14 protein-coding genes and 1 tRNA gene are annotated in these 12,620 nt (G+C 37.1%); 7 read left to right on the top strand and 8 right to left on the bottom strand.

The window, feature by feature from the left end; translation table 11 throughout:
• Positions 1 to 144: 144 nt before the first annotated feature.
• Positions 145 to 816: an XRE family transcriptional regulator gene (locus tag J576_RS14165; protein WP_002048763.1), complete on the top strand. Its 672-nt coding sequence runs from the start codon at positions 145 to 147 to the stop codon at positions 814 to 816.
• A 151-nt stretch (positions 817 to 967) separates the two neighbouring features.
• Here J576_RS14165 and J576_RS14160 read toward each other — a convergent pair whose 3' ends face one another.
• Both J576_RS14160 and J576_RS14155 read right to left on the bottom strand, forming a co-directional pair.
• Positions 968 to 1,198, bottom strand: coding sequence for a hypothetical protein (locus tag J576_RS14160; RefSeq protein ID WP_025467704.1), 231 nt, complete (start codon positions 1,196 to 1,198; stop codon positions 968 to 970).
• A gap of 180 nt (positions 1,199 to 1,378) precedes the next feature.
• Positions 1,379 to 1,455 (bottom strand) — tRNA-Met (locus J576_RS14155).
• Between the two features lie 256 nt (positions 1,456 to 1,711).
• On the opposite strand from J576_RS14155, the gene xseA reads away from it, so the two are divergent.
• A complete protein-coding gene (gene xseA / locus J576_RS14150; RefSeq protein WP_002048756.1) occupies positions 1,712 to 2,977 on the top strand; it encodes an exodeoxyribonuclease VII large subunit in 1,266 nt (421 codons plus the stop codon).
• Positions 2,967 to 3,161: an exodeoxyribonuclease VII small subunit gene (gene xseB / locus J576_RS14145; protein WP_002048745.1), complete on the top strand. Its 195-nt coding sequence runs from the start codon at positions 2,967 to 2,969 to the stop codon at positions 3,159 to 3,161. The genes xseA and xseB overlap by 11 nt, the downstream gene beginning before the upstream one ends.
• A gap of 243 nt (positions 3,162 to 3,404) precedes the next feature.
• Here the strand turns inward: xseB and J576_RS14140 are convergent, their stop codons facing one another.
• Together J576_RS14140 and J576_RS14135 are read right to left on the bottom strand one after the other, a co-directional pair.
• Positions 3,405 to 3,623 (bottom strand): hypothetical protein, encoded by a 219-nt coding sequence (locus J576_RS14140; protein ID WP_002048786.1) that lies wholly within the window; start codon positions 3,621 to 3,623, stop codon positions 3,405 to 3,407.
• A 47-nt stretch (positions 3,624 to 3,670) separates the two neighbouring features.
• Complete coding sequence (locus tag J576_RS14135; RefSeq protein ID WP_002048762.1) at positions 3,671 to 4,264, bottom strand: LysE family translocator; 594 nt, start codon at positions 4,262 to 4,264, stop codon at positions 3,671 to 3,673.
• A gap of 453 nt (positions 4,265 to 4,717) precedes the next feature.
• Between J576_RS14135 and J576_RS14130 the strand changes: the two genes are divergently transcribed.
• Positions 4,718 to 5,047, top strand: coding sequence for a hypothetical protein (locus tag J576_RS14130; RefSeq protein WP_031951064.1), 330 nt, complete (start codon positions 4,718 to 4,720; stop codon positions 5,045 to 5,047).
• A 471-nt stretch (positions 5,048 to 5,518) separates the two neighbouring features.
• On the top strand, positions 5,519 to 5,875 hold the full coding sequence (locus tag J576_RS14125; RefSeq protein ID WP_002048782.1) for a four-helix bundle copper-binding protein: 357 nt from the start codon (positions 5,519 to 5,521) through the stop codon (positions 5,873 to 5,875).
• 605 nt (positions 5,876 to 6,480) lie between these two features.
• On the opposite strand, the gene J576_RS14120 is transcribed toward J576_RS14125, so the two are convergent.
• The 3 genes from J576_RS14120 to J576_RS14110 form a co-directional block, all read right to left on the bottom strand.
• Positions 6,481 to 6,888 carry a GFA family protein gene (locus J576_RS14120; RefSeq protein ID WP_002048789.1) on the bottom strand — a complete coding sequence of 136 codons (408 nt, stop codon included), beginning with the start codon at positions 6,886 to 6,888 and terminating at the stop codon, positions 6,481 to 6,483.
• A gap of 28 nt (positions 6,889 to 6,916) precedes the next feature.
• Positions 6,917 to 7,318: a Cu(I)-responsive transcriptional regulator gene (gene cueR / locus J576_RS14115; protein ID WP_001020650.1), complete on the bottom strand. Its 402-nt coding sequence runs from the start codon at positions 7,316 to 7,318 to the stop codon at positions 6,917 to 6,919.
• 75 nt (positions 7,319 to 7,393) lie between these two features.
• Entirely contained in the window at positions 7,394 to 9,865 is a 2,472-nt protein-coding gene (locus J576_RS14110; RefSeq protein ID WP_002048758.1) for a heavy metal translocating P-type ATPase, read from the bottom strand.
• Between the two features lie 166 nt (positions 9,866 to 10,031).
• Between J576_RS14110 and J576_RS14105 the strand changes: the two genes are divergently transcribed.
• Positions 10,032 to 10,232, top strand: coding sequence for a heavy-metal-associated domain-containing protein (locus J576_RS14105; RefSeq protein WP_081400887.1), 201 nt, complete (start codon positions 10,032 to 10,034; stop codon positions 10,230 to 10,232).
• 57 nt (positions 10,233 to 10,289) lie between these two features.
• On the opposite strand, the gene mobR is transcribed toward J576_RS14105, so the two are convergent.
• Positions 10,290 to 11,960 carry a phenol degradation transcriptional regulator MobR gene (gene mobR, locus J576_RS14100; protein WP_002048777.1) on the bottom strand — a complete coding sequence of 557 codons (1,671 nt, stop codon included), beginning with the start codon at positions 11,958 to 11,960 and terminating at the stop codon, positions 10,290 to 10,292.
• A 368-nt stretch (positions 11,961 to 12,328) separates the two neighbouring features.
• Here mobR and J576_RS14095 point away from each other — a divergent pair, with 368 nt between their 5' ends.
• The gene (locus tag J576_RS14095; protein WP_000193471.1) at positions 12,329 to 12,616 is read left to right on the top strand and encodes a phenol hydroxylase subunit; all 288 of its coding nucleotides are present in this window, start codon (positions 12,329 to 12,331) and stop codon (positions 12,614 to 12,616) included.
• The last annotated feature ends 4 nt before the right edge of the window (positions 12,617 to 12,620 follow it).

Raw genomic sequence — 12,620 nt, 5'->3', positions numbered from 1 at the left:
CTAATAAAAATATTGCATTAGTTCTATCAATGAGCTCTTATAATTGATATTATAACTATAGTTATTATTAGTCAATAACTATAGTTGTTTTACTAGATATAACTTTAGTTATATATTTGTGATAAGTTAGCTGGTGCGATCATTATGGCTCTTAAAGACCGTTTAAAAGATTCAAGGATTAAAGCTAAGAAAACTCAGGCAGAAGTTGCTGAAGCAGTAAAAATGTCTCAGCCTGCCTATCAAGCTTTAGAATCAGGAAAGAATTTAAAATCTGCTTTTCTTCCTCTCATTGCACAGTTTTTAGGTGTAGACGCTTATTGGCTTACTACTGGTAACACAGAAGACTCTTTTAGAGAAAGTGATGTATTTAGTCCCACCGTTGTCAGCAGTGATGTAGTAGATCAATATGTCTGGATTGAAGTAGTTGAAGCAAGTTTTTCTTGTGGTACAGGTGAATCAATCGAATTTCATTTTGATGCAATTAATGGAAAAATTCCTTTCCCTGCTTCTTTCTTTAAAGAAAAGCGCGTTCCTCAGGAATGTATGCGCATTATTAAAGCTAAGGGCGATAGCATGACTGATTACATCAAAGATGGAGATTTAGTCGGCATTGATATTTCTCAGACAGAAGTGATTGATGGAGAAATCTATGCTGTTTATTTCGCTGGCGAGGGAATGATTAAACAAATTTTTAAAGAAGCTGATGGCTCTTTAATTTTGCATAGTTTAAATGAAAAATTTAGAGACCGCCGTGTAACTGAAGAGAACGGGAAAAACTTTAAAGTAATGGGCCGTCAGTTCTGGCGAGCAGGTTAAATGAGTTATTAAATATAGCTAAAATAATAATTCTATCATTTTCAAATTTCTTACTTTTTTATAATTTTAATTATTTATATAACTTAGAGACATAAAAAAACCTATCTTCTTTAAAAGAGATAGGTTTTCTTGTTTTAGTGCCATGATGTTATCAACAATATGTATTTAAACGATAAAGTTGATTAAAACCAGTATAAAAGCTTTTTCCATCTTGGTTTAGCTCAATTTCTTCACCAGTTTGAAGCTGAATTTTCTTTCCAACTTCTACCCAACGATATCCATCAAGCGAATTTTGCTTACGCACATGAGGAATAATCCTCACATTGATTTCATTGCCATTTACGGCTGTGGCAATGTGCCACTCATTTACTATATTCACAATCGTATTCACTCATTACTGAGCTCATGTGATTTAACGGTATTTAATTAGAACGCTAGATTTAAGGTATGGACAGTTCGTCTAGAATTTAATATTTAGCTTGATATAGGGTTATTTATAAGCTAATTGCTTTTCATGAGTTCGTATCATGAAAAGTAGTACATCACAGAGCATAATATTTTTTGGATGCGGGAGTCGGATTTGAACCAACGACCTTCGGGTTATGAGCCCGACGAGCTACCAGACTGCTCCACCCCGCAATTTGAAGTATGTTTTATACGCCTATATATTTTATAAAGCAAACTATATTTTTTAATCGGTTGTAATTATTAACAATTATCTTTTTATTAATTTTTTATTTTTACCATTCAGTCTAAATCGACATCGTAATTTCTAATTTTTATTTCTTTAAATTGTTGTATTTATTTTAAATAGAACGCGATATTCATAGACATCAATTGCCTTGCTTGGATAGCTTTTATACTATCTAGTTTCATCCCATTATTAATAGTTTATATGTCTGATCCTCAGTTCTCTCTAAGCGAATATCTCGGCACTGTGCAGGAAGTCATACGCCTGACCTTTGACGAACCGGTATGGGTTAGAGCAGAGATTCGGAATTTAAATATTAAAGGTGGACATTACTATTTAGAACTTGCAGAGAAAGATGTTGACACCGATAAAGTGATTGCCAGTTGTAAGGCAACCATCTGGAAATTTTCAGCGAGTAAAATTGTTTTAAAGTTTGAACGTGAAACAGGAATTGAGTTAGCAAGTGATTTAAACGTTTTAATTAAAATTAGAGCACGTTTTGATCCGCAATATGGATTTTCAGTCAATATCGAAGAAATTGACTCAAGTTTTACACTTGGGGAAATTGCAAAACGTTATCAACAAATTGTAGAGCGTTTGACCCAAGAAGGTTTGATTCATAAAAATAAACTTCTCCCTACCCCTTTTGATATTGAAAATGTTTTAGTGATTGCTCCTCAAAATGCTGCAGGTTTGGGTGACTTTAAAAAAGATGCAGATGCTTTAGAAAGAAATAAGGTTTGTCATTTTGTTTATCAAAGTGCGACCTTTCAGGGGAATACTGCTGCTGTTAGCCTTATGGAATCCTTGGCAACAGGTTTAAAGCAATGGGCAAATCGTTATAACTTTCCACCAGATCTGATTGTAATTATTCGTGGTGGTGGTGCTGTAAATGATTTAGCTTACTTAAATGATTATGAGCTTGCCGCACTTCTCTGTAAACGCAGCGTTCCGATTTGGGTCGGTATCGGGCATGAAAAAGACCGTACCATCCTTGATGAGATCGCACATCGTTCGTTTGATACTCCAAGTAAAGTGATTGCTGGTATTCGTAATCATATTGTTGAACGTGTACAAGAAGCGGTAGATAGTCTACAAACGATTAAACTGCTTTCTCAGCATCAAATCACGACTTATCAAAGCAAAAATGATCAATTGCTTCATCACATTAAGTCTTCTGCACAAAATCAACTTAACTCGGCGCATCGTCTACTTGACCAGATGAAAGAACGTATTCAGTTCAGCTCACAGCAACAAGTTAAATTTTCCTTAGCTCAAATCGAGTCATTAATGAAAGAAATCCTTTTGCAAAACCCTAAACAGGTTCAAGGTAAAGGCTATGCAATTGTCAGATCCGAAGGAAAAGCGATTCGCTCTATACACCAAATTTCAAGCCCCTCCATTGCCATTGAAATGCAAGATGGCGTAGCTGAAGCCAACATTACACAGGTAATCCCAAATGAAGAATGAAGAGTTAACCTTTAAGGATGGCCATGACATTTTGAAGAAAAATGCTGAATTGTTAGAATCACAGGAAAGTCCTGATATAGATAATTTAATGAAAATTGTTGAAGAGTCTATTAGCGCTTATAAAGCTTGCAAATCTCGAATTGCAGCTGTCCAACAAGCTTTAGATGAGACTTTTAAAGAATAAAATTTCCATAAAAAAAGCCCATTTCTACTTCTCATTGAAGAAATGGGCTTAGTGAACACCACTTAGTCCTGAAATGCAAAAATGAGGATTAGGTCACATTTTTGCAAAAACATAGTCCCATAACGACCTGCGATGTTCAATATTTTAATTGTGTCTATACGTTAGTTTGGCTTAATTTCCACCATCTAAGACCATCGAAAACACAAACTCTGCTGATGCTTATTGTTAAATTTAGTTTAAGAGTTATTCCTCACTGAATGGACCAATTAATTGATAAATTTTGCCGTTTTTAGGATTTTCATATAACAAATCCATGTTTGGTAAAATGATATCGTCATTAATTTCAATATGTTCAACACTTTTATGAAGTTCAAGTGCATGGTCATTCATTGGTCTAACTTTTGCCAAAGCGATTGATTCTTTATCAAACTGGTCCTTGATAATTACTTTTAATCTTTTCATAAAAATCTCCTGAAAAATAAATTTTTAATATAAATAATGGGTTAAGTTTAAAATGAGCTAATCGCAGAATAGCCGATTGGCATAGCAAAAAAAGTTAAAATAAATGCAGCTGTACGTTGTAAATTGCGTTGATTTAACCAAGTTACTTTATTTGAAATGAGGACAGTTCCAAACATAATCCATAAAAAAGCAATTGGGGTAATTAAAGATAAAAAGACAACAATGTGAATAAAATACAAATGCGGAACTTCCCACGCTGCATGTGGAAAAATCGCCGAAGCAAAGAGCAAAGCTTTCGGGTTTAAAAGTGTTGCAAGAAATAAAGCTTTTGGCGTAATCAGTGGGCGATCTAACTTAATATCTTCGGTTGAAGTGATCCAAAGTTTAAAAGCGAGATAAAGAATGAAACTCGCACTCATCAATTTTAATATAGCAGGAAGCCATGGAATAAAATGAGATACCGACTCAAGTAAAACACCCCATGAGGTAATCGCGATCAGATAACCTATTACCTCTGCCGGAATTAATTTAAGAGAGTGCTTTAGCCCTGCTTGCAAGCCAGCCGAGGCTAATAATGTATTTGTTGGTCCTGGAGTCAACAAAATAGTGACCACAAGTCCAATAAATAAAAATGACACCATAGGCCAAAAACTCGATTGATTACGCTAGGCGAAATATGTCAAAAATGAGCATCTATTGTCGACAAAATCGTTGTAACAAGAAATATTACAAATACTTTTTATTTTTTAAAATTAACAACTTAATAAAAAGTGAATTTATATTCATTAAAACTTATTCCAATTTTAAATTTGCAAAATGCGTCACACATTTATAAAAAAAACACTGTATTAACTTAAAAAGATATTAAACTCCAAAATCATGTATTTTTTAAAAATAAGTGATTATTTATATATTTTTTAGGCTATTTTTCACACTTCTTAAATAGCAAAAAAAGAAATATCACGCCCCTTGAAATTACCAAATTGATCAATATATATACACATGAAAATCGTGATTTTACTGAATAGATGTATCGTTCCCCATCAATTCATTAATCGCCGCTTTCATCGAATTAAATAGTTGATGGAGGATGCATGATGAATGCTTATGTTCGCCCTCATCCCGATGGTTTTAAAGCTTATTTAGGAAAGGATGCAAAAACCAGCCTCTACATGGTAAGAGTTGGTTGGACAATATATGAAACTAATGCCAATGGTTCTGTTTTGTATATTGTTAAAGAGGAAAGTAAAATTCCATTGGATGTAGAAAAGTTTAAAACTGATCGTCCCAAAATTTATGATGCACTTTTAAGTGAAGTGCAATTTCAACGCAAAAAACAACTGGCTATTGATCTTCAAAAGTCCAATATTCCCTCTTATGATCGTAAAGCCTATAAAAAAAGGCGTGGCTTTACAGGCTCTTAAACAAGACTATCAATAGTCAGTAGATACAGAAAAAGCACCCTTGGGTGCTTTTTCTTTTAACGACCAGTCGCAATTAATACAAACAGGCTCAGTATTAATGTACTTAATGATCGTTTGCAGTGTACGTGGACTTCATGCTCAGCTCCGTGAGCGTACTGTTCAATGTTTTCCATTACGTATGCCCTTAAAGTTCACACTGATAATTTGCCTAATTTTCATCCATAAAAAAATTAGCCAAAAGTATTATATGAAAATAAATTTTGTAGTTTGTCTTGAGCAATCTATTTTTTACCTTTTAAAAAATTTAATTAGAAAAGCACTTGTAACATTCTTATACGAGGTTAATTCCTTATTGAGCATTTGTAGACCTTTCATTTCAAAGTGCCCAATAGGAAAAATGATTTTATAAAATGAAAAAAGATAACAATATTCGGTTTTTTAATAATAGCCTTTCAAAAGGAGAATATTAAAATGAATAGCTCACAAGAACCAAATCAATCTCTGTTTAATCAAGCATCTACTTCAGTTCAAGCCTGCATTGAATGCATGTTTGCTTGTAAACATTGTGCCTCAGCATGTTTGCAAGAAGAACATGTGCATATGATGCGTGAATGTATTAAACATTGTTTAACCTGTGTCGAAACCTGTCAGCTTTGCACATCTTTAGAATTAAGACATTCGGAGCTTGCTGAACAAGCCATGCAATTATGTGCCAGCGCGTGCCAACTTTGTGCAGCTGAATGTAGCAAACACGAACATGAGCATTGCCAGCTTTGTGCCAAAGCTTGTTTAGCATGTGCTAAAGCTTGTCTGGCATATCGTGCTTAACTTCTAGTTTTATTGTAGAAACCTACGGCCTATTAGGCTCGTGGGTTTTAAATATTTAAAGAACAAACAATTAGAAAATTAAAATTTTTAGATGAGATGAAAAACTACTTTTCTTTAGGCATAAAAAAAACCCGCATCTTGGGGAAAATGCAGGCTCTTAGATCTCCCACAACGACCATGAGTTCATTATTAAGCTTGAACTTTAAACCGTTGACTAAATGTACCCTTAATAAAAACAAATTGCAATACAGAATAGTCTGTATATCTAAAATATTTTATTATTTTTACATTACTTTTTCATAAATAGTTTAAAAAACTATAATCTTTCTAAATAAGAAATAGTTTTTACAAGCATTAAAAAAGCCCGTTTCACGGGCTTTTCTGCAACGGTGAGCAATCTAAGATTTGTGTCTATCCATCTCTTACATGCTCTTTGCTAGCTATATGTAAGGTCTTATCGTATCTTTTGCCCTGTCCCAAGTTTCCCTGTGGATCGAGGAGATATTACGATTACCTTAGGTACAGTTATAGCATATTATTTATTCATGACTAGTCTTGTTCACGTTTTTTTACAAATGAACAAAATACTTTCAAACCTTCATATTTCAAGGGTTTTGCACCGCATTTGGGTATTGGCGAGCATTATCGCAAATGGGATACCACTTCACTTTTGAAGCAACAAAAGCGTGAGAGATAACTCGCGTCGATATATCTTCATTAATGAGCCCTACTCTTAAACGCACCACTTCTGGTTTATCTAAACGTTCACTCCAGACAGGTGAGCCACAAGTTTTACAAAATACTCTTTTTTTATTATGCGATGCAAAATAAGCCTGTAAAAGGTTTTCACCCTGTACCACATTTAAGTCACTTTTTTGTACTTGAGTGATGGCCGCAAAAGCAGCGCCTTGGGCTTTTTGGCATTGTTTACAATGACAAACCATAATGGGTTCTAATTCGGCATTAATACGGAGTTGAATGCCATTACAAAGACAAGAAGCTGTATAAGCCATGATTTTTCCTTTTTTATTTTTATAAGGTTTAACTTACACCTACACCTTTTTCAATGTGGTCTAAAATCGCACACGAAGCCTGCTGGTCACCACAGCAATCATCGGCAGAAGCCTGCAAAATATTAACCATTTCTTGTAAATGAGCAATTTTTTGCTTTAATTCAGCAATGTGTTTTACTGTTAAGGCTTTCACCTCTGCACTATGCCGATCAGTATTTTTCCAAAGTGAAATAAGCTCTTTCATCTGTTCAGATGAAAAACCTAACTCTCGAGCATGCTTTAAAAAGTTTAAAGTTTTAAGGTCTGTTTCTGAATAAATGCGATAGCCAGAAGCAGAACGCTGAGCTGCTTCAAGTAAACCGATTTCTTCATAGTAGCGAATCATTTTCGCCGAAATGCCCGAATGTTTGGATGCCTGACCGATATTCATCTCACACCTCAAATATTAAATTTGGTTTAAGACCTGCTGTCATGATCTTAAACCAAAAGTTGATTTTCAGCACCCTTACTCTACTGGCGCATGAAAACGTTTTAAGCGTAATGCATTGCCTAAAACAAAAACCGAAGAAAGTGCCATCGCGCCTGCTGCAAACATCGGTGAAAGTAACACACCAAATGCTGGATAAAGCGCACCTGCTGCAATTGGAATAAGTGCAACGTTATATACAAATGCCCAGAACAGATTTTGACGTATGTTTCGCATGGTTGCTTTACTTAATGCAATTGCATTCGGTACACCTTTTAAACTACCTGACATGAGCACAACATCGGCAGCTTCAATAGCAACATCTGTTCCTGTACCAATGGCTAAACCAACATCTGCTTGCGCCAAGGCTGGAGCATCGTTAATGCCATCGCCTACGAAAGCCAAACGACCATATTGTTTTTGTAGTTGGCGAACTGTATCAACTTTGCCTTCAGGTAAAACCTCTGCCACAACTTCATCAATGTTCAGCTTTTTAGCAATCGCTTGCGCCGTATGACGATTGTCTCCTGTAATCATGGCAACCTTAAGACCTAATTGATGTAAAGCTTCAATCGCAGCATAGGTTGTTTCTTTAATTGGGTCTGCAACAGCAATAATTGCTGCAAGTTGCTGCTCGATAGCAACATATAGCGGTGTTTTACCTTCTTCACCTAACTGAGCAGCTATCGCTTGGAATGAGCTGGTGTTTAAACCAAGTTGGTGCATATAACGGTCTGCACCAATTTGTACTTTTTGACCTGAAACTTCTGCTTCAATACCTGAACCCGTAATCGAGTTAAATGCTGTTACTGGTAATAAGTTTAAGCCTTCACTTTCTGCTGCTTGGACAATAGCTAAAGCAATTGGATGTTCAGACTTGGCTTCGACTGAGGCAACTAAAGTCAGCACTTGTTTACGGTCAAAGCCAGATTGCACATTAAAGTCAGTGAGTGTCGGTTTACCTTCGGTGAGTGTTCCCGTTTTATCAACTGCAACAACCTGTGCTTCTTGTAAAAGCTGCAAAGCTTCACCTTTACGGAACAGAACCCCTAACTCAGCACCACGTCCAGTACCGACCATAATTGAGGTTGGTGTTGCAAGTCCCATCGCACAAGGGCACGCGATAATGAGTACCGCAACAGCATTCACTAAACCAAAAGTCAGCGCAGGCTCTGGCCCCCAAATAAACCAAACCAAGAAAGTAATTGCAGCAATTAACATCACTACCGGTACAAACCACATAGTGACTTTATCGACCACCCCCTGAATCGGAAGTTTAGAACCTTGGGCTTGCTCAACCATGCGAATAATTTGTGAAAGTACAGACGAAGAACCAACGGCGGTTGCCCGAATGTTTAGAATCCCGTTTTGATTGACTGTACCCCCAACTACTTGTTGCCCTACTATTTTTTCAACAGGGACAGGTTCCCCCGTAATCATAGATTCATCAATGTAGCTGTGTCCTTCAACCACTTCACCATCGACAGGTACACGTTCACCTGGGCGAATTTCTACAATAGTTCCACTGACCACGTCGGCAACTGCAACCTCCACTACTTGTCCATCACGCTGGATACGAGCCATTTTGGGCTGCATTCCCACTAAATGTTGAATAGCTTGTGAAGTACGTCCTTTAGCTTTGGCTTCAAAATAACGTCCGAGTAAAATTAAACTGACAATAACGGCAGCCGCTTCAAAGTAAACATTAACCGTGCCTTGTGGTAAAACCTGCGGCATGAAGGTTGCTACGACTGAGAAACTGTAGGCAGCCAAGGTTCCAACAGCCACTAGCGAGTTCATATCTGGCGCCAAACGCCATAGAGCTGGAATCCCTTTTTGGTAAAAACGGCGACCAGGAAAAATGAGAACTAATGTGGTCAAAACAAACTGTAAAAGCCAGCTATTGTATTGTCCAATCGTGTTCATGACCCACATGTGAAAAGCTGGAATGAGATGTGAACCCATTTCTAAAATAAACACAGGTAAAGCCAACACAATCGAAATGATCAAATCTTTTTTAAGCTGATCTAACTCTGACGCTTTTTTATCGAGTTGCTCATCTTGATTTTTTTCAGATGCTTTCGCGTCATAACCTGCTTTTTTAACAGCGCGAATTAAATCCTCGACATTAACTGAATTATCTGCCTGCACCCAAGCTTGCTCTGTTGCTAAGTTGACGGTGGCTTCTTGAACGCCGTCTACTTTTTTAAGGGCTTTTTCAACACGTGCAACACAAGATGCACAAGTCATACCCTCAATAGACAACTCCACTGGTGCGGCTTTTGGAACATCATAACCTGCTCGTTCAACTGCTTTAACCAGTGCTTCGCGCTGAATCGGTTGATTTGAATAAACAACCGCTTTTTCTGTTGCCAAATTAACGTTAGCAATCTCTACATTTTCAACTTTCTTAAGTACTTTTTCGACACGACCTACACACGAGGCACAGGTCATGCCTTCGATTGAAAGTGTTTCACTATATGCTGGCAATTTTGTGTTTTTTGAGTCCATCAAACACCTCTGCAAATCTGCAAAATTTAATATTCTGTATTGAGCATACAGATTCCCATCATGGGAAGGTCAAGCATATTTTTTTAAAAAATTAGTCTTGACCTTACAATCATGACAAGGTTTAGACTCAGTGTTATCCAAACAAACATCTCATTCTTGATGGAGTATGAACATGAAACTACTTATTGAAAATATGACTTGTGGTGGCTGCGCTCGTGGCGTGACTGCGACGATTCAAGATATCGATCCAAATGCAAAAGTAGATGTAGATTTAGCAAACAAAATCGTAACTGTTGAAAGCAGTGAAAGCGTCGATAAAATTACTGAAGCACTTGAAGAAGATGGTTTCCCAGCGAAAGTGCAATAATCAATAAGGCTTAACGTTTAAAGTTAGGCCTTTATTTTTGAGCTTGTTGATATTGACTCAAAGCTGAAATTTTTTAATTCGATAATCCAGTGCTGCCCGAGTTAGTCCCAATAAGCGTGCCGCTTCTGACACATTATGATTTGCCTTTTTTAAAGCTGTTAAAATTAACTGCTTTTCGTGTTCTTCTAAATTAAACTCTGCCTTTAATAATTGCTCAAAGTCAGTTTCAACAGCTACAGCCTGCTCTGGGTCATGCTTGATCTGTGGAAAAATGGCATTTAACTTAATCAGTTGCTGATCATCCGTTAATAAAACCGCCCTTTCTAATAAGTTTTCCAACTCACGAATATTTCCCGGCCATTCATATTGCTGCATAAAAACTTTGGTCTTTTCACTTACGCCCTGAATAGTTTTGCCGTACATTTTTTCAAAACGATGAAGAAAGTGTTCAACCAATAAAGGAATATCTTCACGGCGCTCCCGCAAAGGCGGAATCTGAACTGGAAAAATATTTAAGCGATAATACAAATCTGCCCGAAAGCGCCCTGTTTTCACAGCCTGCTCAAGATCTTCATTGGTTGCTGTAATTACACGAACATCTAAAATACGAGTTTGTGAGTCTCCTACTCGCTCAAATTCACCTTCTTGCAAAATGCGTAATAGTGCTGCTTGTGCACGAGGTGAAAGCTCAATCACTTCGTCTAAAAAAATCGTACCACCATTGGCTCGTTCAAACTTGCCCAAGCGAGATTGATGCGCTCCTGTATAAGCACCTTTTTCTACACCAAATAGCTCAGACTCAATTAATTCTGGCGGAATCGCTGCACAATTTACCGCAATAAAAGGCTGGTCTTTTCTTTGGCTATTTTCATGAACTCCTCGTGCAAAAGCTTCTTTACCAACCCCTGTTTCGCCTTGTAACAAAATAGAAACTTTAGAACCTGCTGCCTTTGTTAACAATGCACAGACCTGTTTATAAGATGCTGACTTACCCACAGAACTAAATAATTGGTAATCGGCTTCACTGTCGCTATAAATTGATTTTTTAAGCTCAAAAAGTTCAGCCTGCAACGCAATCAGTTCTTTTTCCATGGGTTCGGGGGACATGAATTGAATCAGCTCATCTGCATTTTCCCACTCTTCTAAAGGCTTACCGATAATACGGCAATGCTCATCGCCGCAAGCTTTACACTCTATTTCTTGATAAATAATGGTCATGCCCGTCGCAAAACTACTGTAGCCGCATGCATAACCCAGAAGCATCCAGCACGCAGGTTCATCACTTGGGCCAAAATGCTCTAAATGCACATCAGCTTCAAAAGAGTTAAGCCAATTTAAATCGGCATAAAACTGTTTTTTATCGTGGCTTAAATTGAGCTGGTTGGCCTGTACTTGCACCATTCCACGAATGGCGTGCATTTGTGGGCCTGCCATAAAAGCATCGTGTTCATTTAAATCGGGACGCATTTTTGTTGTAACTTCTGCATCTTTTAACCCAGCTTGATACCCTAAGCGAATAAAGAAACGCTTAGTCCGCTCAAGGCCTATCATGTGTGCTAAGTCTTTACGCAAATATCCCATAATGCTGGTGTGTAAAAGCAGCATGCGATATTCATCAAACCAGATTTGACCGTGGGCAGTATCAAAGTGCAGTTTAGACAGCAAATCGTGAATTTCTTGCGGATGATCTGCGTATCGTCCCGTTGTATCGTATTTTACTCGAGCCATGAGTGATCTGTTTTAATCCATTAAACACATTTGGGTTTTATCTCATCTTATCGAAGAACCAGATAAATGTCCTAGTACCTTAAAGACATAACTTCATACTAAAAAAGTATTTCTAAATCTCTCCTTTTAAAGCCTCAAACATTCTAAAAAAAATTTCTACGACCCTCTTCATCAAATCATGAATATCTCTATTTCACCATTCAAAAAAATTCATGAAATGGTGAATTTAAAAAATTCCTCATTTTCCATAAAAATCTTAATTAATTGCTTTTAATAATAAAAATAAAGTTGGCATAGCTTTTGTAAAGCTTATAGCGAGAGCAAGGAGCATTCATCAATTTCAAGACCATGTCTTGATGGAGTACAGCATGACGCAACCTCAAGTCGAAGCATTAACCAAATATATTCGGGTCACTGGCGACTTAAACGCAGAGTTTATCGAATTCGATTTTGCCATTCACGATCCAAGTCTATTTGTGGAACTGGTTTTGCCTAAACATGCATTTAATGATTTTTGTAAGACTAATCAAGTGGTTGAAATGACCCAAGAGCAGCAAGCTTTTAACGATGCTCAGGAAGAAAAATGGCGCTATGGCACTGAAGCAACCTTAGTCGGCACGCAACGTAATAGCAACGATCACGATGATCAAATGTAAAAAA

Origin of the sequence: Acinetobacter sp. 766875 (genome assembly GCF_000582055.1) — a bacterium.
GTDB lineage: Bacteria > Pseudomonadota > Gammaproteobacteria > Pseudomonadales > Moraxellaceae > Acinetobacter > Acinetobacter nosocomialis.
Note: the sequence above shows the minus strand (reverse complement) of the source record. Positions and strands in the feature narration are given on the sequence as shown.

Excerpts from the sequence above, each read along its gene's own strand:
- J576_RS14110 (WP_002048758.1), bottom strand. The coding sequence starts at position 9,865 with ATGGACTCAAAAAACACAAAATTGCCAGCATATAGTGAAACACTTTCA.
- J576_RS14095 (WP_000193471.1), top strand. The coding sequence starts at position 12,329 with ATGACGCAACCTCAAGTCGAAGCATTAACCAAATATATTCGGGTCACT.
- J576_RS14165 (WP_002048763.1), top strand. The coding sequence starts at position 145 with ATGGCTCTTAAAGACCGTTTAAAAGATTCAAGGATTAAAGCTAAGAAA.
- cueR (WP_001020650.1), bottom strand. The coding sequence starts at position 7,318 with ATGAATATCGGTCAGGCATCCAAACATTCGGGCATTTCGGCGAAAATG.
- J576_RS14125 (WP_002048782.1), top strand. The coding sequence starts at position 5,519 with ATGAATAGCTCACAAGAACCAAATCAATCTCTGTTTAATCAAGCATCT.
- mobR (WP_002048777.1), bottom strand. The coding sequence starts at position 11,960 with ATGGCTCGAGTAAAATACGATACAACGGGACGATACGCAGATCATCCG.
- J576_RS14135 (WP_002048762.1), bottom strand. The coding sequence starts at position 4,264 with ATGGTGTCATTTTTATTTATTGGACTTGTGGTCACTATTTTGTTGACT.
- xseB (WP_002048745.1), top strand. The coding sequence starts at position 2,967 with ATGAAGAATGAAGAGTTAACCTTTAAGGATGGCCATGACATTTTGAAG.
- J576_RS14140 (WP_002048786.1), bottom strand. The coding sequence starts at position 3,623 with ATGAAAAGATTAAAAGTAATTATCAAGGACCAGTTTGATAAAGAATCA.
- xseA (WP_002048756.1), top strand. The coding sequence starts at position 1,712 with ATGTCTGATCCTCAGTTCTCTCTAAGCGAATATCTCGGCACTGTGCAG.
- J576_RS14130 (WP_031951064.1), top strand. The coding sequence starts at position 4,718 with ATGATGAATGCTTATGTTCGCCCTCATCCCGATGGTTTTAAAGCTTAT.
- J576_RS14120 (WP_002048789.1), bottom strand. The coding sequence starts at position 6,888 with ATGGCTTATACAGCTTCTTGTCTTTGTAATGGCATTCAACTCCGTATT.
- J576_RS14105 (WP_081400887.1), top strand. The coding sequence starts at position 10,032 with ATGAACATGAAACTACTTATTGAAAATATGACTTGTGGTGGCTGCGCT.